At 62.9% G+C, this 18,411-nt stretch carries 12 protein-coding genes and 1 pseudogene; 7 read left to right on the top strand and 6 right to left on the bottom strand.

Annotated elements, in window-relative coordinates:
* Positions 1-207: 207 nt before the first annotated feature.
* Complete coding sequence (locus AC1P6P_RS18545; RefSeq protein ID WP_481403928.1) at positions 208-1,938, bottom strand: IlvD/Edd family dehydratase; 1,731 nt, start codon at positions 1,936-1,938, stop codon at positions 208-210.
* 122 nt (positions 1,939-2,060) lie between these two features.
* Positions 2,061-3,011, bottom strand: a complete 951-nt coding sequence (locus AC1P6P_RS18540) for an aldo/keto reductase (RefSeq protein WP_481403927.1) — start codon at positions 3,009-3,011, stop codon at positions 2,061-2,063.
* Positions 3,012-3,221: 210 nt separating this feature from the next.
* Between AC1P6P_RS18540 and galT the strand changes: the two genes are divergently transcribed.
* From galT to galA, 4 genes are read left to right on the top strand one after another with little or no spacing between them, the layout of a single operon-like run.
* Complete coding sequence (gene galT / locus AC1P6P_RS18535) at positions 3,222-4,274, top strand: galactose-1-phosphate uridylyltransferase (RefSeq protein WP_481403926.1); 1,053 nt, start codon at positions 3,222-3,224, stop codon at positions 4,272-4,274.
* A 3-nt stretch (positions 4,275-4,277) separates the two neighbouring features.
* Positions 4,278-5,369: a galactokinase gene (gene galK / locus AC1P6P_RS18530; protein WP_481403925.1), complete on the top strand. Its 1,092-nt coding sequence runs from the start codon at positions 4,278-4,280 to the stop codon at positions 5,367-5,369.
* Positions 5,359-6,411: a UDP-glucose 4-epimerase GalE gene (gene galE, locus AC1P6P_RS18525; RefSeq protein ID WP_481403924.1), complete on the top strand. Its 1,053-nt coding sequence runs from the start codon at positions 5,359-5,361 to the stop codon at positions 6,409-6,411. Before galK ends, galE begins: the two co-directional genes overlap by 11 nt.
* A 27-nt stretch (positions 6,412-6,438) precedes the next feature.
* On the top strand, positions 6,439-8,943 hold the full coding sequence (gene galA / locus AC1P6P_RS18520; protein ID WP_481403923.1) for a beta-galactosidase GalA: 2,505 nt from the start codon (positions 6,439-6,441) through the stop codon (positions 8,941-8,943).
* Here the strand turns inward: galA and AC1P6P_RS18515 are convergent, their stop codons facing one another.
* The 3 genes from AC1P6P_RS18515 to AC1P6P_RS18505 form a co-directional block, all read right to left on the bottom strand.
* On the bottom strand, positions 8,944-10,299 hold the full coding sequence (locus AC1P6P_RS18515; RefSeq protein ID WP_481403922.1) for a glycoside hydrolase family 53 protein: 1,356 nt from the start codon (positions 10,297-10,299) through the stop codon (positions 8,944-8,946).
* Between the two features lie 7 nt (positions 10,300-10,306).
* Positions 10,307-11,674, bottom strand: coding sequence for a glycoside hydrolase family 53 protein (locus tag AC1P6P_RS18510; protein WP_481403921.1), 1,368 nt, complete (start codon positions 11,672-11,674; stop codon positions 10,307-10,309).
* A gap of 188 nt (positions 11,675-11,862) precedes the next feature.
* Entirely contained in the window at positions 11,863-14,766 is a 2,904-nt protein-coding gene (locus tag AC1P6P_RS18505) for a TonB-dependent receptor (RefSeq protein WP_481403920.1), read from the bottom strand.
* 312 nt (positions 14,767-15,078) lie between these two features.
* Between AC1P6P_RS18505 and AC1P6P_RS18500 the strand changes: the two genes are divergently transcribed.
* From AC1P6P_RS18500 to AC1P6P_RS18490, 3 genes are read left to right on the top strand one after another with little or no spacing between them, the layout of a single operon-like run.
* Positions 15,079-16,020, top strand: a complete 942-nt coding sequence (locus tag AC1P6P_RS18500; RefSeq protein WP_481403919.1) for an SMP-30/gluconolactonase/LRE family protein — start codon at positions 15,079-15,081, stop codon at positions 16,018-16,020.
* A 6-nt stretch (positions 16,021-16,026) separates the two neighbouring features.
* Positions 16,027-16,764 (top strand): FadR/GntR family transcriptional regulator, encoded by a 738-nt coding sequence (locus AC1P6P_RS18495; RefSeq protein WP_481403918.1) that lies wholly within the window; start codon positions 16,027-16,029, stop codon positions 16,762-16,764.
* A gap of 24 nt (positions 16,765-16,788) precedes the next feature.
* Positions 16,789-17,706 carry a Gfo/Idh/MocA family protein gene (locus AC1P6P_RS18490; protein WP_481403917.1) on the top strand — a complete coding sequence of 306 codons (918 nt, stop codon included), beginning with the start codon at positions 16,789-16,791 and terminating at the stop codon, positions 17,704-17,706.
* 512 nt (positions 17,707-18,218) lie between these two features.
* On the opposite strand, the pseudogene AC1P6P_RS18485 reads toward AC1P6P_RS18490, so the two are convergent.
* Positions 18,219-18,411 (bottom strand): annotated as a pseudogene (locus AC1P6P_RS18485) (oxidoreductase); the annotation flags it as partial.

Genomic DNA, 18,411 nt, shown 5'->3' with positions numbered 1-18,411 from the left:
GCGCGCGCGAAGCGAGGAAGTAGTCCTTTGAGTCTTTCTGGTGCCCTTTCTTCTCGCGGCTGACGAACTGCGCCAGCACGAAAATGAAAATGAAATAGGCACACACCAGCCCGATATCGAGCGGTGTCAGGTGCATGTTGGCGAGGTGCATTACTTCCCCCTTAATTCGGCCAGCGCACTGGCTCGCTGGTGTTGGTTATTCGTCCTCTAGTGCGATTCACGGACCACGGTCGAGCCACTGCCGCCGACCAGGAAGTCTAAGTCGCATCCTTTGTCAGCCTGCAGAACGTGTTCCACGTAAAGTCGATAATAGCCACGTTTGTACGGTTGCGCAGGCCTCATCTTGCGCCATGCGGCGAGGCGTTCTTCAATGTCTTGATCGGACAACAATAACGTCAGCGTCCGTCCGGGACCGTCGAGTGCAATTTCATCGCCGGTTTGAACGATTGCGAGCGGTCCACCGGCTTCGGATTCTGGCGTGACGTGTAAGATAACGCTACCAAACGCCGTTCCGCTCATGCGCGCATCCGAAATGCGAACCATGTCCTTGATGCCTGCGGCGAGGAGCCGCTTCGGCAAAGGCAGGTTTCCGACTTCGGGCATGCCGGGATAACCCTTCGGACCGCACCCTTTCAGCACCAGGATCGAATCCTTGTCGACCGCGAGATCGGGGGCGTCGATCCTGGCTTTGTAATCTTCGATGGTTTCGAACACGACGGCGCGACCGCGGTGGTGGTAAAGCGTCTCGCCGGCTGCGCTCGGTTTCATGATCGCGCCGCCGGGGCACAGGTTGCCGTACAAGACCCATATACCGGAGTCGGGCCGCACCGGTCGGTCGAGCGCGCGGATCACATCGTCATTGAAGCATTCGGCGTCGGCGATGATGGCGCCGAGTGTCGATCCTGCCACCGTCGGCGCATCGAGATGCAGTTTTGCGGCGATCTGTTTCAGGGCGGCGGGCAGGCCACCGGCATAATGGAAATCCTCCATCAGGTGTGTGCCCGAGGGCTGCAAATCAACGAGCAGAGGAATGTCGCTCGACAAGCGATCGAAATCGGTGAGCTCCAGCGGTATGCCGAGGCGCCCTGCGATGGCCAGAAGATGCAGCACGACATTAGTCGATCCGCCGATCGCCGCCACCGTGCGAATGGCGTTTTCGATCGCCGCGCGGGTCAGGATCTTCGACAGGCGGATGTCGTTTTTTACCGCCGCCACGATGGCGCGGCCCGAAAGATGCGCGAGCACGCGCCGGCGTGCATCCACCGCCGGGATGGTGGCGTTGAAGGGCAGGGCGAGGCCCATAGCTTCGACCACGCAGGCGAATGTGGAAGCCGTTCCCATGGTCATGCAGGTGCCCGGACTGCGCGACAGGCCGCTTTCGGCCGCCATGAAATCCTTCAGCTGCATTTCGCCGGCGCGCACGGCTTCGGAGAATTTCCACACCGACGTCCCCGAACCGATATCGCAGCCGCGATACTTACCGTTCAGCATCGGTCCCGACGACACCACGATGGTCGGAAGATCGACACTCGCCGCACCCATCAACTGGCCCGGCGTGGTCTTGTCGCAACCGCCCAAGAGCACGACGCCGTCGATCGGATTGGCGCGGATGGATTCTTCCACCTCCATGGCGAGCAGATTGCGGAACAGCATCGTAGTCGGCCGCATCTGGGTTTCGCCGAGCGACATCGAGGGGAATTCGAGCGGCAGCCCGCCGGCCTCCCAGACGCCGCGTTTGACGTGGTCGGCGAGCTCGCGCAGATGTGCGTTGCAGGGTGTCAGTTCCGACCAGGTGTTGCAGATGCCGATCACCGGCCGCCCGTCGAAGACGTCGTCGGGCAGGCCCTCGCTCTTCATCCAGCTGCGATGAATGAAGCCGTCGCGGTCGGCGAGGCCATAGGCATCCTGACTGCGATACGTCGGCTTGTCAGTCGCCATCGGCAATTCTCCGAACAGCCTCTCGCAGGCCTCTTAATATTTATATGATAAATATACCGCTCAGCGAAGCCGCTCGCAAGTTCTGCCTTTGCACGCGTGAGACGAGCGAAACGCGGAAAGCCCTACGGCCGGTTCCAGCGATGACCACGCAGAGCGCTCACCAGTTCGGCTGGCAATGGTTCCGTGTCGGACAATGCGAGATTGGCGTCGACATGAGCAGGTTGGCGCATGCCGACGATGACCGTGGAGACTGTCGGTTCGCTCAGGATGAAACGCAGCGCCAGTTCGGGAAGCGTCATGCTCTCGGGCAGCAACTCTTTCAGTGCCGCGATACGGGGCAAGGTCTTAGCTAAATTGTCTGGGTTAAAGTAGCGGGCCCGCCAGTCTCCATCGGGGAAGCGCGTGTCGGCGGTCATCTTGCCGCCGAGGCTGCCTTCATCCAGCGGCACGCGCGCGATCACGCCGACGTTATGCTCGCGGCAAGCCGGGAACAGATGATCCTCGGGCGCCTGGTCGAAAACATTGTAAATCACCTGCACACTGTCGATCAGGCCGGTGGCGATGGCAGCGAGGCCGTTCTCGGGTTGCCAGCGGTTGAGACTGAGCCCGAAGGCCCGGATTTGGCCGCTTTGCTTCAATTCGGCAACAGTATCCTGCCATTCACCTTCGTTGGCCCAGGTGTCTTCCCAAACATGAAACTGCAACAGGTCGATCGGACGTCCGAACGATTCCGCGATCCGCCCGGCGTACTCCAAGACGTGAGCGCGCGGAAAAATCTGGTGCAGCTTGTTGGTCGGCTTGCTGGGCCAGGAAAAATCGGCTGGCGGAATCTTTGACGCGAGCACCAGTGGGTGCTTGGAATGAGCTTTTGCAACTTCGCCGATCAGCCGATCGCTGCGCCCTTCGCCGTACACAAAGGCGCTGTCATAAAAGGTGCAGCCGCCGGCCATCGAACGTGCGAGGGAGGCTCTGCTGGCCTCATCGTCCGAGCCCGACCAGCTTCCCATCCCCCACAGGCCGTGCCCGATTTCACTGACTGTAAGACCGCTGTTGCCGAGGGGGCGATACCGCATGGAAGAAACACTCCTGATGGTAACCGGTGGAACAGACGCTTTATAAACGACTGTGGCTGATAAGCGCGCCCGGTCTGCTTGACTCGATACGAATATTTATATGATAAATATTCGAGCAAAGAAATGCGTCGGAAAGACATCCCAAAATCGTCTTTACTGATGCCCCGACGCGCGCCGGGCCACCGGGTGCGATAACAACAGGCCGGAGTGATGTCAGACCAGAGCGCAATCGATCGTACCACTTTCCCGATGCCGGATGGGCGGTCGCTGCATCTCTACGGCGCGTTTGACGGCGAGCCAGCCTGGCCGTGGCTCGAGCCCGATCAGGTGCGGTCGTATTCGCACCGCCGCTGGCACCCGCTGCGCCGCGAGTGGGTGGTGTATTCGGCCCACCGCCAGTCACGCACCTATAAGCCGCCGGCAAACGATTGTCCGTTCTGTCCCGGTGCCGAGGACGGTGAGCTGCCGCTGCGCGATTTTTCCATCGCGGTGTTCGACAACCGGTTTTCGTCCCTGCAGAAGAACGCGCCGAAGCCCGAGTCGATTCCCGGTCTCGATCTGCCGGTTGATGCAGCCATCGGCAATTGCGAGGTGATCGTCTATTCGTCCGATCATAGGGCGTCGATGGCGTCGCTGCCGCGCGAACGCCGCGAGCTGTTGGTGCGCGTCTGGGGCGATCGCATCCGCGCGCTGCTCGAGATTCCCGCGATGCAGGCGGTGATGCCGTTCGAGAACCGCGGCGAAGAAGCCGGCGTGACGCTGCATCATCCGCACGGCCAGATTTACGGCTTCGGCTATCTGCCGCCGATCATCGGCGCGATGGCGACCACGTTCCGCGAAGGCTACGATCTCGCCGGCCTGACGAAGCTGCCGCAATACATCGTCGCCGATGCGCCGCATGCCTCGCTGCTGGTGCCTCCGTTCACGCGATTTCCTTACGAGCTGTGGATCGTGCCCAAGCGATTTCGCCCCGATCCCTCGGCCCTTTCGCCGGAAGAGGTGACCGATGTCGCCGAGCTGCTGGCGCGTGCTGCCAACACCTATGACGCATTTTTCGGCCGTACCTGTCCTTATGTGATGCTGGTCTACGCCGCGCCCAAGGGCTTCGAGGACGTGTTTCCCTTCCACATCCAGTTTCAGCCGCTGCTCAGGGCGCCGAACAAGATGAAGTTCATCGCCGGCTGCGAGCTTGGGGCCGGGTCGTTCCTGGTCGACATCCTGCCCGAAACCGCGGCGCAGAATTTGAGAAATGTTGAGGTCTAGTTCATGACGATATTCACCGCCAAGGCCCCGGCCCGCGCCAACATCATCGGCGAGCACACCGATTATGCTCCCAATGGCGGTCATGTGCTGCCGACGCCGCTGCCGTTCTTCACGACCGTGACGATGGAAGCCACAGGGCCTGCCGGCAGCATGACGGCGGTGAGCGAGCGCTATCCCAACGAGCCGGTCACGCGCACGCTCGACGAGCCCGCCCGCGGCGGCCACTGGACCGATTACATCCTTGGCTGCCTCCGCGTCGCGTCCACCAAAATTGCGGTGCCCGGCGTTTCGCTGTCGGTGAAAAGCGATGTGCCGATCGGTTGCGGCATTTCCAGTTCGGCCGCGCTGTGCGTGTCGGTCGTGCGCGCGGTCAAGGCCATGACCGGCGCCAAATGGACCGACGAAGAGATTGCGCTGATCGCCTATGAGGCCGAACACGATTACGTCGGCGTTCCGTGCGGCAAGATGGATCAGTTCGCGTCCTCGATCGGTCGTCCCGGGCAGGCGCTGCTGCTCAACACCCGCACGCTCGAATACCGCAACGTGCCGCTGGCCGAAGACGTCGTTCTGATGCTGGTCAATTGTGGCAAGCAGCACGATCTCGCCAAGGGCGATAGCCACAAAAAGCGTATTGATCGTATGAATGAATGCATCGAAGCGCGCGACCAGCTCGGCGTGTCGGTGTTGGCGGAATTGGGCTACGGCGATCTGCCCCGCCTCAATGCGCTGCGTCCGGTCGTGGCCAGGCGCGCCCGCCATGTCATCACCGAAAATCTGCGCGTGCTCGAAATGGTCGCTGCCCTCGAACAGGGTGACACCGCGCGGCAGGCGGAATTGATCGCCCAGAGCCATATCTCGCAGCGTGACGATTTCGAGTGCTCGATTCCAGAAATCGATGCGCTGGTCGAGTCGTCCATTCGTTACGGCATCCGGGCGGCGCGGCTTTGCGGCGGCGGTTTCGGCGGTGCTATCATCGCGCTGGTGCCGAACGATCAGGCGGTCAAGTGGTGGACGTTCGTCGCCAAGGAAAATCCCAACGCGAGCCTGATTTCCACCTACGCCCTGACCGGAGCCGAAGCCGAACATGCAGCCTGAGAACGGTGCGATCCTCGTTTCCGGCGGTGCCGGGTATATCGGAAGCCACGTCGCCCACACCCTGAAGACGGCAGGTTATACGCCGGTCGTTATCGACAGTCTCGTCAAAGGCAACCGCTGGGCTGGCGAAAAATCCGGCCCGTTCCGGCACGGCGATATCGGCGATGCCGCGTTCGTGGCGGCGGTGTGCGCGGAGTTCAAGCCGGTCGCGGCGCTGCATTTCGCGGCCTTCATCGAGGTCGGCGAGTCGGTGCAGAAGCCCGACATGTATTTCGCCAACAACCGCGACAAGGCCCGCATCTTCTTCGAGACCATCGCGCAGCACGGCGTCGGCAATATCGTGTTCTCGTCCACGGCTGCGGTGTACGGCGAGCCGGAAGAGGTGCCAATCAAGGAAACCACGGCGCAAAAGCCGATCAATCCTTACGGCCAGTCCAAGCTCGAAGCCGAACAGGCGATGCGCGCGATCTCTGGCGTGCGCTCGGTCGCTTTGCGCTATTTCAACGTCGCCGGCGCGGCGCCGAAAGCCGGCCTGGGCGAAACCCACTATCCCGAAACGCATTTGCTCCCGCGCCTCGTGCTGCCGCTGATCGATGCGCCGGCTGCGATCCTCGACGTGCTCGGCCTCAGGAGCGGCTTCAAGCTGTTCGGCACCGATTATCCGACCCGCGACGGCACCGCGGTGCGTGATTATATCCATGTTCTCGATCTCGCTGATGCGCATGTGCTGGCGCTGCAATACCTGCTCGGCGGCGGCGCGACCAACATCTTCAACCTCGGCAGCGGCGACGGCTATTCGGTGAACGAGATCATCGCCGCCACGCGCACCGCTTTGGGCCGGCCCGACTTCAAGCCGGGCGAAGCGCCCCGCCGCGCCGGCGATCCTGCCACGCTGATCGCCGACAGTTCCAAGGCCCGTTCGGTGCTCGGCTGGGCGCCGCATCGCGGCATCGAAGAGATGATCGCCTCGGCGGCCGCGTGGCACCGCACCGAGACGTATGTCGACACGGTTCTAACAAAGGCGCGGGCGGCTCAGCCCTGACATCGCGCCGGTTTCGGGGGATATTCGATGACGCTTTCGCGACGCGACGCCATGAAAGCCGGCGCGGTGATGACGGCCGCTGCAACAATTCCGGCCGGAGCGGCCCACCGCCCGTCGGTTCATCGAAAGCCCGTTGCTGCAGCGAGTCCCGAGGGTACGGTGCGCGAAAAGCTGCTGCTCGATTTCGGTTGGAAATTCCATTTCGGTCACGCCAGCGATCCGACCTGGGATTTTGGTTTCGGCGCCAACCAGCACACCTTCGCCAAGGCCGGCGCCGGCATTGCGACCTGCGCTGATCCCGATTTCAAGGAAGAGGGCTGGACCGGGGTCAACCTGCCGCACGATTGGGCAGTGGATTTGCCGTTCGTTCCCAGCACGAAATCCTACAAGCCCGACGAGGAAGACCCGCGCGCGGCGCACGGCTTCAAGCCGCTCGGTCGTGAATATCCGCAGACCTCCGTCGGCTGGTATCGCCGCACGTTCGACATTCCGGCGTCCGACCAGGGCCGTCGCCTCGTGCTGCAGTTCGATGGCGTGTTCCGCGCTGCGACCGTGATCGTCAACGGCTACATTGTCGCCACCGGCGGCTCAGGCTATCGCTCGTTCACCGTTGACATCAGCGATTTCGTCGTCTACGGCGGCAAGAACGTGCTGGTGGTGCGGGCCGATGCCTCGCTCGGCGAAGGCTGGTTCTACGAAGGCGCCGGCATCTATCGCCATGTCTGGCTGATCAAGCAGAACAAGCTGCACGTTGCGCCCTGGGGCGTATGGGTGAAACCATCCGTATCGGGAAAATCCGCCGCGCTGGCGATCGCCACCGATCTCGTCAACGAAGGGCCCGCGATGAAGGCGCGCGTGGTGTCGAACGTGTTCGATCCCGACGGGCGCCTGGTCGCCAGCGTCAAGACGGCCGAACTCAATCTCGGCGCCGGTGAATCCCGCACGGTCACGCAGGCCGCCAGCCTCGCCGCTCCGAAGCTGTGGTCACTCGAGACGCCGGCGCTCTATCACGTCGTCACGCAGATCGTCGCCGACACGGTCCTGGACGACGTGGTGACACCGTTCGGCGTGCGCACGATCGGATTCGATCCAGCCAAGGGATTTTTGCTCAACGGCAAGCCGGTGAAGCTGAACGGCACCTGCAATCATCAGGATCACGCTGGAGTCGGCGCAGCGCTGCCCGATGCGCTGCAGGATTGGCGCATTGCGCGGCTGAAGGGCTTCGGCTGCAACGCCTACCGCACTTCGCACAATCCACCGACGCCCGAACTGCTCGACGCCTGCGACCGCCTCGGCATGCTGGTGATCGACGAAACCCGCCGCATGTCGTCCGACGCGGAAAGCATGGCCGATCTCGAAGCGATGATCCGCCGCGACCGCAACCACCCGTGCGTCATTCTCTGGTCGATCGGCAACGAGGAACCGCAGCAGCCGACCGAGCGCGGCGCCCGCATCGCGTCGGTGATGAAACGGCACTGTCGCGAGCTCGACCCGACCCGCCTTATCACCGCCGCCGTCGACAATCCCGACGCTTGGCCCAACGGCATCGGGCCGGTGCTGGACGTGATCGGCGCCAATTACCGCACGCCGAAAATTCCCGGCTTTCTCGCCGCGTCGCCGGCCAGCATGGTTGTCGGCACCGAAACCGGTTCGACCGTTGGAACGCGCGGCGTCTATTCGCGTGACAAGGCGAGCGGCTATTGCGTCGCCTACGACACGGAATTTCCGTGGTGGGCTTCCAGCGCCGAAGCCTGGATGCAGGTGGTGATACCAGATCCGCGCATCGCCGGCGGTTTCGTATGGACCGGATTCGATTATCGCGGCGAGCCGACACCGTTCAATGTCTGGCCGAACGTGGCATCGCAATTCGGCATTCTCGATAGCTGCGGCTTCTGGAAGGACAACGCCTGGTATTACAAGGCGTGGTGGGGCACCGAGCCGGTGCTGCACCTGCTGCCGCATTGGAACTGGACGCCGGGCGACAAGATCAACGTCTGGTGCCATTCGAATCTCGACACCATCGAGCTGTTTCTCAACGGCCAAAGCCTTGGCAGCCGTAAGATGGCGCCGCTCAGCCATGTCGAATGGGATGTTGTGTTCACGCCCGGCACGCTGGAAGCACGCGGCTACAAGGATGGCAAGCTGATCCTCACCGACAAGCGCGAAACTGTCGGCACGCCGGCGCAAATCCTGCTCGCGACCGATCGCGCCTTCCTCAATGGCGATGGCGAAGATGCGGCGGTGGTGACGGTTGAAATCGCCGATGTCGAGGGTCGTATGGTTCCGAATGCGAACAATCTTGTCTCATTCAGGGTGACGGGCGGCACGCTGATCGGCGTCGGCAACGGCGATCCGCGCAGCCATGAAGCCGATCACGCCAATGAGCGTGCCGCGTTCAATGGCCTGTGCGCCGCGATCGTGCAGGCGAAGAAGACGCCGGGCGAGGTGCGCGTGGAAGCGACATCGCCCGGTCTCAAATCGGCAACGCTGCTGCTTTCCGCCAGGCCGGCAAAGCTCAGGCCGGTCGCCTGATCACTGCGGCTTGGCGAGGTCGTAGTCGAAGGCCGCGCCGTTTGCCGGCACGGTCTCGGCGGCGAAGCCGTTGACGACACGCACGCCGGTCAGAAGCTTGGTGCGCAGCGACAGATTATCGAACACCTGGAAGCGGATTTTTGCGCCCGGCATCATGGTGGTGGTGAATACGCCATCGGCCGGCAACCGCACCGCAAAGGTTTTGGCGCCGAGGAAATCGCCCCAGAGATAATACGCCTGTCCCGGCGTCACGCCGCGGAAGCGGAAGGTTACGGTGACCGGCTGGGTATACACCGCGTGCGGATAATCGATTGCCGGCAGGGCGTCGCCGCCGAAATCGAACAGCGTCGCGTTTTCCCAGTTTGACCCGCGGCCCCAGCGCGTCCGGCATTGCGTGGACACCCAGTCGGGCGCCCAATAGACGAGACCTTCGCCGCCATTGGCGAGAATGGTCTGGGTCAGATCGACGAGAAACTGCTTTTGCCCGTCTTTGGTGACGCGATAGCCTGGCAGGGCGGAATCCTCGCCCAAGAGGTTGTTCGACGTGTCGGCCGAGGCGCTGGTCCAGGCATAAGCGGTTTCCACCACCCAAACGCCGGCGTGCGGATAGCGATAGCGCAGCCGGTTGATGACGCCGCCGAGCCCGGCCAGCGTATATTTCGACCACTTCGAATAATAGCTGATGCCGATCAGGTCGAAATCGGTCACGCCCGCCGCGGTGGCCGACTCGAACCACGGCTCGACGTTTTCCGGCTGGGCGATGTGTAGCATCACCTTGATCGCGGGATCGCTGTCGCGCACCGCCTTGATGCCGGCCTTGAGCAGCAGCGCATTGCGGGTCCAGTTGATTGGCGCTTTTGTCGCCGCCGGCACCATGACCTCGCCATTGGTCTCGTTGCCGACCTGGACGTAATCCGGCCCCAGACCCGCTGCCTTCAGCGTCGCCAGCGTGTCGCGGGTGAAGCTATAAACAGCCTTGGCCAGGGCGGCATCGTCGAGTTTCGCCCAGGCGCGCGGGACGATTTGCTTGTCACCATCGGCCCAGTCGTCGGAGTAGTGAAAATCGAGCAGCACCTTCATGCCGTTCGCTTTGGCGCGGGCGATCGAGCGTTTGACGTCGTCGAGGGTACCGTACTTGGTCCAGTCGGGATCGTTCCACAGCCGAAGGCGCACGACGTTGGTGCCATGCGCCTTCATGATGGCATAGACGTCGCCCGGCTTGCCGCCGTCCTTATACACCGCGCCGCAATCGTTCATCTCGTTGGCGAACGACAGGTCGGCGCCGTAGACGAAATCGCCGGCGCCGGCCGGAACGCTCAGCAGCAGCAACGCGGCGGCGAGGGTGCGCATGGTCATGGTTCGATCACTTTGCCAGAGAATATTCCAATACCGCGTCGGCACGTCCGACTGTTCCGGTCACGACGCCGTCCTTGGCGGCGATCAGCGGCTTCTGCATCGCCAAGTCACCATACACCTGGAACCGCAACGGCGTGCCCGGCATCAAGGTGGTGCGATAGACGAGATCGTTTCCCTCCACCGTCATCGGGAATGACGTGCCATCCGGATCACCGAAGAAATCGCTCCATAAACGATAGCTGCCGGGCGTCGCGCCGTGGACCCGCACCGTCACGGTCACCGGCCGCTGGTAGTTCGCCGCACGCATGTGATCGATCGCCGGCAGGACGTTGCCGGTGTTGTCGAAGAAGGTCATCGAGGCCCAGTCGACGTCATGTTTGGCGCCGCGGCACAGTTGCGGCACCCAATCGGGCGCCCAGGTGAAAACGCCGACGCCGCCGTTGGCGATCACCGTCTGGCCGAGATCGATCAGGAAATCCTTCTGGCCTTGCGGTGTCGCCGGATAGCCCGGCGTGGCATTGTCGTTGGCGAGTGCGGTCGCTTCGGCGTTGGCGCGGTTCGTAAACGGATACGCGGTTTCGACAACCAGCACATCCTTGCCGGGATAGGTGTTACGCAGCATGTTGATGGTGCGGCCAAGGCCGCGCAGCGAATTGGTCGACCATTTCGGATAGTAGCTGATGCCGATCATGTCGAAATCGGTGACGCCGGCTCTGGTCGCCGCCGCATACCACGGCAGATTGTTCTCGGGCTGGGCGATCTGGATCATCACCTTCAGGTGCTTGCCGGTCTTCTTCTCGGCGTCGCGGATCGCCCGAATGGCGGCGTTGAGCAGAAGCGCATTGCGCTGCCAGTTGATGGCGCCGGTCTTCCACGCCGCCTTGTCCAAAATCTCGTGATTGATCTCGTTGCCGGGCTGCACCATGTCCGGCATCACGCCGGCTTTATCGAGCGCGATCAGCTTGTCGTAGGTGTAGTGATAGAGCGTATCGGCGAGCTTCTGCGGATCGTCTATCCTGGCCCAGGCGGCGGGGATGATCTGCTTGCCGCCATCGGCCCACCAATCGGAATAGTGAAAGTCGAGCAGGGTTGTCATGCCGAGCGCCTTGGCGCGCTTCAGGCTGCGGGTCACATCGGCGAGATCGGAGTAATGCGTCGTGTTGCCGTCGGTCCATAGCCGCACCCGCGCGACATTGGCGCCGTGCTCGTGGAACAGGGCATAAAGATCGACCGGTTTGGAATTCTCGCGATAGACGACGCCGCAATCGTTCATCTCGTTGGCAAACGAAAGATCGGCACCGAACAGCAGATCACCGGCCGCAGCGGGAACGGAAAAAAGGAAAGCACTTGCCCACAGGGCGGCTCGGATCTTCATTTCATATTCCTCCCGAAAAAGTGCGCCGAAATCGGTTCTTCTGCGCGCGCAGGTATTTATATGATAAATGTTACGGCAATTCAATTGCATTGCCATGCGGCCAAGAAAAAAGCGGCGCCGGTGAAAGCGCCGCGTCATTTCTGTGAGGTTCAGGAGAGGGTGGGGCGGGCCTTTGACCCGCCCCGCGGTTACTGCTTGTAGGAAACTTCGATCATGAACGTCCGGCCGAAGATCGAATAGCCGGCCAGATCGTTCGGATCGTTCGAGCCGCGCAGCGCTGCATCGCCCTGCCGCGCGCCGGAATAGCGCGAGACCTGGTTGGTGAGGTTCAGTGCCTCGAAGCGGAGACCGATGTTTTCGTCCCACTGATAGGCCGTGGTGAAGTCGATGGTGGTTTCCGGGTCGATGGTATCGAGCTGGCCCGAATCCCAGCCCGGGATCATGGTGAAGGCGCCGTGGTGCTTCATGGCGAGCCGCGCTTCGATGCCGCCCTTGGAGTACCACAGATCGACTTCGTCCGAATTGTGGGCGAGGCCGGCCATCGAGTACGGGTTCAGGATCGGATGGAATTCCTTGATGTTGGAATCCACGAACGAGGCGTTGGCATAGACGCCGAAGTCCGACAGGAAGCCGGGCAGGAAATAGAACCGCGACTGGAACACCATTTCGAGGCCGTAGAGGTCGCCGCCCTTGCCGTTGACCGGCGCGTTGACGGCATAAGTGGTGCCGCCGAAGGTCATCGGAGTGATGCCGTTCCCGATGTAATTCATGATGTGCTTGTAGTAGCCGGCAACCGACACCATCGACTCTTCGTGGAAGAACCACTCGTAGTCGAGGTCGAGGTTGGAGGCGCGGAACGGCTTCAGCTTGGGATTGCCGCCCGAACCTGCCGGCGGCTGGCCGCCGACCGTGGTGGTGGTGAGCGAATAGCCGGTGTTGAGGGTATCCAGCGGCGGCCGCGATACCGCCATCGAGGCGCCGAAGCGCACGACCTGGTCGTCGGCGACGTGGGCATTGACGTAGAGGCTCGGCAGCGCGTCGGTGTAGTGGTTGCCGATCGCGATGCGCGACAGCACGTTCGAGGAATTGGCCGCCCAGCCGGAGCTGGTGGTCTTGAGGTCTTCGATGCGCACGCCAAGGCCGCCCTGCATCGGAATGCCGCCGACGTCGTGGTCGAATTCGGCCTTCAGATAGCCCGACCAGCTGGTTTCCTGCACCTTCCAGTCAAGCGCCAGGTTCTTCCAGCCCGAGGCCGAATTGGCGCCTTGCGGGTTGGCGATGGTCCAGTTGACGTCGGCCTTGTCGCCCGTCGAGCCGCCGAGTTCGGCCGGCATGGTGTTGGCCATGTTGCCGAACACCAGCGGAGCAAGCGTCTTCCAGTTGCCCCACAGCTGGTTCGGGACGCTGAGATCGTCGAGCGTGAAGGATTGAAGCGCGGAGGCGGGGACGGTCACGCTCGGCAGCGAGATCAGATAATCCCATTTGTGATGCGTCTTGGCGCGGGTCGACCAGCGCATGCCGGCGCTGATCTTGGAAATGAACGAGCCTTCGAAATCGCGTGCGATGTCGCCGGCCAGGGCCGAGACGTGGTCGCGGGTTTCTTCGGGGCCGGCATCCTGCGATGCCCAGGCGTTGGTGTTGTTGGCGGGTTTGGCCGGATCCCAGCTCGACGTCACGTAGGGCTGGGTGCCGCGTTCCATGTTGAAGCCCATGGTGGCCGCAGCCTGCGTCGTGGTCTGGATGTCGAGCCACTGGTTGTTGCGCCAGGCCTGCGAATGCGACAGGTCCAGCTTGGCCGACCACGGACCGGCGGTGTAGGCAAAGTTGAGGCCGGCGACGATCAGCGTCTGGCGCTGCCAATAGTGGGCGATGTTGTTCTGGATGTTGATCGTATCCCAGTTGACGACGCCGTCGGTGCCGCCGACGTTGAGCTTGGCGCGGACGACATGGCCCATGCTGTCGACGGCGAAGCTCGAACCCGGCGTGGTGTACCACCAGGAGGCGCCGCCGCCCGCCGCAACGCCGGGTATGCCATTGTTGCCGTATTTGTAGTTGGAGTCTTGGCAGGCTGTGTAGATGGTGCCGGTCTCCGTACCGCAGTCCACCCAATTGCCGGCGTTCCACGCCTTGCCGTCGGGATCGTACCACTGCTGCGACTGGTTTTCCGAGATGACATAGGTCGACAACAGGCCGTCGGCCTTGATGACGAGATTGTTGTTGACCTTCCATTCGGCGGCGCCGGCAAGGCCGTAGCGGTCCTGCTGCAGGAATTTCACTTCGGTTTGCGCCCCCCACGGAGCCGGATTGCCGCCGGTCAGCGCCAGCGAGCCGTCGGGCATGGTCACGACCTTGGTCGGATCATGGCCGGTAAGATTGGCCGGATCGCCCCAGCCGGTATCGGGCTGGTTGGTGTTCTCGGTCCAGAACGACAGGTTCGGATAGCCGTTCTTCTCGCGCTGGACGGAACCGGCGAGCGAGAACGCGAAGTTGTCGCTGAGGTGATAATTGACGCCGATCGAACCGCGGAAGCCGAGCGGATCGTAATGCGGCAGCTTGGCCGCTTCGGTGTTGTAGGAGGGGCCGAAGCGCATCTGGAAGGTGGGGCCGTTGTAGTCGAGCGGCGCGGTGGTGCGGATGTCGATGGTCGCCGCAATGCCGCCGCCGATCAGGGCTGCGTCCTGGGTCTTGTAGACCTGCGCGCCGGAAAGGATTTCCGACGGATAGGATTCATAACGAACGTTCTGGGTCGGCTCCGACGAGGCCACTTCGCGGCCGTTGACGAGACCGAACACGAAGCGGGGCCCGAGGCCGCGGATGGCAACTTGGCTGGCGTTGCCGCGATCGCGCTGGGTGTTGACGCCGGGCAGGCGGTTCAGTTCTTCGCCGATGGTGATGTCGGGAAGCTCGCCGATATCCTTGGTCGAGATGTTTTCCGTGATCAGCGCCGCCTTCTGCTTCATGTCCAGCGAGTCGCGCAAGCTGGTGCGGAAGCCGGTGACGGTCACGGTTTCGAGCGCTTCCTGCGCCATGGCAGGAAGAATGAACGCGGCCACACTGGCGCCGCACAGGAACGCACGTTGAAGCGATTTCACGATTAGCCCTCCCCGAATGTGTAGAGTCTCAGATGAGACTCCGATTTTATAATCCTATTTATAATACAAATTGGCCAGACACCAACACGGCGTAATTGAGGTAGCGTTATCACGCCGCAAGTGTGCCTGCCGTGCAACGCGGCGGCGTTCAAAGCCTCCAAACCAAGCGGCTGCAGGTTTGGCCCTGCGATTGTCGCCGGCGGCACCGTTGCTGACAGCGCTGGACATCGCCTCCAGACGTAATATGGCAAATAATGGCCCGTGGCGGATTGTTCCTGAGCGCCAAACGGCGTCGACCGCGGCTCGAAGGCCATGCGATACTTGCCGGAACAGTGTGCAACGCCTCGGTTTTCCCTTTCCAGTTTCTGGTGTCCTGTGATGAAGCCCCGCCAACGGATCGAGGTCGCCAACGAACTCGGCGAGTGCGTCTTGTGGGACGAAATCGCGGAGGCGGTGTGGTGGACCGACATCGAGGGGCGGGTGCTGTACCGCCTCGATTGGCGGCGCCGCGCGCTCGAAAAAATCCCCGTACCGCACCGGCTGGCCTCGTTCGGGATGATCGCTGGCCGCTCTGACCTCGTTGCCGCGTTCGATTGCGGTCTCGCCCTGTTCGATCCCGCGCGCGGGACGGTGAGCGAATGGATTCGTCCCGAGGGACTGAAGCCCGGCGTGCGGCTGAATGACGGGCGCGTCGACCGGGCAGGACGCTTCTGGGTCGGCAGCATGGTGGAAGACCGGCAAAGGCCTGCTGAAGCCCGACTCTATTGTCTCGATGGCGGCGTGAAGACCCATCTCAGCGCCATCGGCATCGCCAACGGCCTCGCCTGGAGCCCGGACGGAACGCTCTGCTACTTCGCGGACTCGCGCGAAAAGACGATCTGGCGTTTCGCGGTCGTGAACGGCCAGTTGTCGGAGCGCCGGGAGTTCGCTCGCTGCGAAGCCTGTCCGGATGGCGCTACGATCGACGCCGAAGGCTATCTGTGGAGCGCGCAATGGGGCGGCGGCTGCGTGATCCGCTACGCGCCGGACGGGCGCATTGATTGCGTTGTCGAGGTACCGGTAACACAGCCGACTTGCGTCGCGTTCGGCGGGCCCGATCTCGATTTGTTGTTCGTGACCAGCGCGCGCTGCGGCTTAAACGATGTGGAATCTGGCGCGGGCGACCTCTTCGTGTACAATGTCGGCGTCCGGGGGCTCAAGGAAAGTCGTTTCCAAATCGACGCTTGGCCCGCAGCAGCAGGACGCGAGGGGTAACGGCACGTGGCGCGCAGCGACGGCCAAAATCTGACCTATCGAATCGTCCAGGCCCTCGGCGTGGCGATCGTTTCGGGCACGTATTCCAACAAGAATCCGTTCCCGATCGAAGCGGACTTGTGCAAGCAGTACGGCGCCAGCCGCAGCGTGTTGCGCGAGGCGGTGAAGATGCTGACGGCCAAAGGCCTGCTCAGCGCCCGCCCGCGTCAGGGCACCTGGGTGCAGCCGGAAGACTCCTGGAACCTGCTCGATCCCGATGTGCTGCGCTGGCTGCTCGAACGCAAACCCTCCTATGCCCTGCTGCGCGAGTTCGCTCAGGTACGCCTTGCGGTCGAACCCAAGGCGGCGGCGCTGGCGGCGGTTGTGGCGACGCCCGATCTGAAAGAGGCCATCCGCATCGCCATCGAAGCGATGGCCCAGGCCGACCGCGACGAAGACGATCCGCTGCCGTCCGACATCGCCTTCCATCTCGCGGTGTTGCGCGCCAGCGGCAATCGCTTTTATTCGCAGCTTTCCGGCGTGACGGAGTCGGCGCTGCGCATTTCGATCCGGATGCAGAACCGCTACAAGGGGGTGCGCCGCGCCAGCGTGCCGGACCACAAGAAGATTGCCGATGCCATCCTGGCGGGTGACGCGCGCGGCGCCGAGGAGGCGACCCGGGTGCTGATCCAGGAGGCGCTGGAGCTGATCAACCGGGCGGATTCGGATAACCCGTCCGAATCGCGCAAGCCCCGCGGCCGTTAGCCGGGCCGCGTCACGGAGTTCTGAGTGCCCATTCGCGTTGGCATTGTTGGCCTCGGCAAGATTGCGCTGGAAGAGCATGTTCCGGCGCTCAAGGCCAATGGTGCGTTCACGCTTGCGGCCTGCGCCAGTGCCAAGGCCACCCTCGCCGATGTGCCGTCGTTCGCCAGCGTCGAAGCCATGCTGGCCGGCGCGCCCGCGCTTGACGCCGTCGCCATCTGCACGCCGCCGCAGGCCCATTTCGCCGCCGCCCGTCTGGCGCTCTTGGCCGGCAAGCATGTGCTGCTCGAAAAACCGCCGTGCCCGACCATCGCCGAATTCGACGAACTCGCCCAGCTCGCCGCCAACACCGGCCGCACCCTGTTCCAGACCTGGCATGCCTGCGAGAGCGCCGCGGTCGGCAAGGCGGCCGACTGGATGGCGTCGCGCACGCTCAGGCGGGCTCGCGTGGTGTGGAAGGAAGACGTCCGCCAATGGCATCCGGGACAGGCGTGGATCTGGCAGGACGGCGGCTTCGGCGTGCTCGATGCTGGCATCAATGCCCTTTCCATATTGATCCGCGTACTGAATGAACCGATGGCGCTCGATTCCGCCCATCTGCTGGTGCCGGAGAATTGCGTCAGCCCGATCGCCGCGGCGGTGGCGCTCAGTACCGAACGCGGCGCGCTGATCGATGCCGAATTCGATTTCCGCCACGCCAGTGACCAGACCCGCACCATCGAATTCGAGACCGATGAGGGCATCCTGACGCTGGCGTGGCCTGGCGGCGGCGACGGCACCATTGTCGAGCTTGGCACCCAGGCTGAGGAATACGCCGCGCTCTACACCCGCTTCGCCGACCTGATCCGGCGCGGCGCCTGTGAGATCGACAAGCGCCCGCTCGAACTGGTGAGCGAAATCCTCGCCACCGCCGGCCGCGCCACCGTGGCGCCGTTCCGGGAATAGCAAGTCCGCATCGGCGCAAGCCCATCCTCGTCATGCCGAGGAGCTCGCTGCGCAAGACGGCAGGGGGTATCTGCGATGCCTGGGGCGGCGAAGCACGCGCGCGGCTGCAAAAATCGGAAAATGTGAATTCAAATATTGCTAAGTGCCGCTGCGCCCTCAACAAACGCCTTGCTGGCCGGAAGCCACCTGCCGGATTCAAATTCGAATCGTTCCAGGCTGCGTCTGTATGCAAGCGCAACTGCATCTCATTGCGCAAAAAACGATCCGTCGCGGTCAAACAACAATAAAGAGGTAAGCACGACCGGCGTGCTTTCAAGGGGGCGCGATGATTTTGCACCGCCCGCCCGGTCTCGGCCCGAACCTCCCGAGCCGGTGATCTCCTGCCTGGTTATGTATGCTGGCAGGGGAATTGGGGGAGCATGCGCGAAATGGGGTCAGAGTGGATTTCTCGATCGCCTGCTTCGCTCGCCATGACGGTCGGAAAATCCACTCTGACCCCATTACCCCATTACTCACACCTTGAACAAATCCGGCGCGCTGTGCGGGGCGCTGCGCAAATACTGCGGGGCGGCCTTCACATGGGCGCCGAGGGCGGCGGCGGCGTGCCAGGGCCAGCGCGGGTCGTAGAGCATCACGCGCGCCACGGCGACGAGGTCGGCATCGCCGGTGCCGATGATGGCTTCGGCCTGCTCGGCTTCGGTGATC

The sequence above is a fragment of the Rhizomicrobium sp. genome (assembly GCF_056722145.1).
This window is presented reverse-complemented; position numbering and strand designations above follow the sequence as displayed.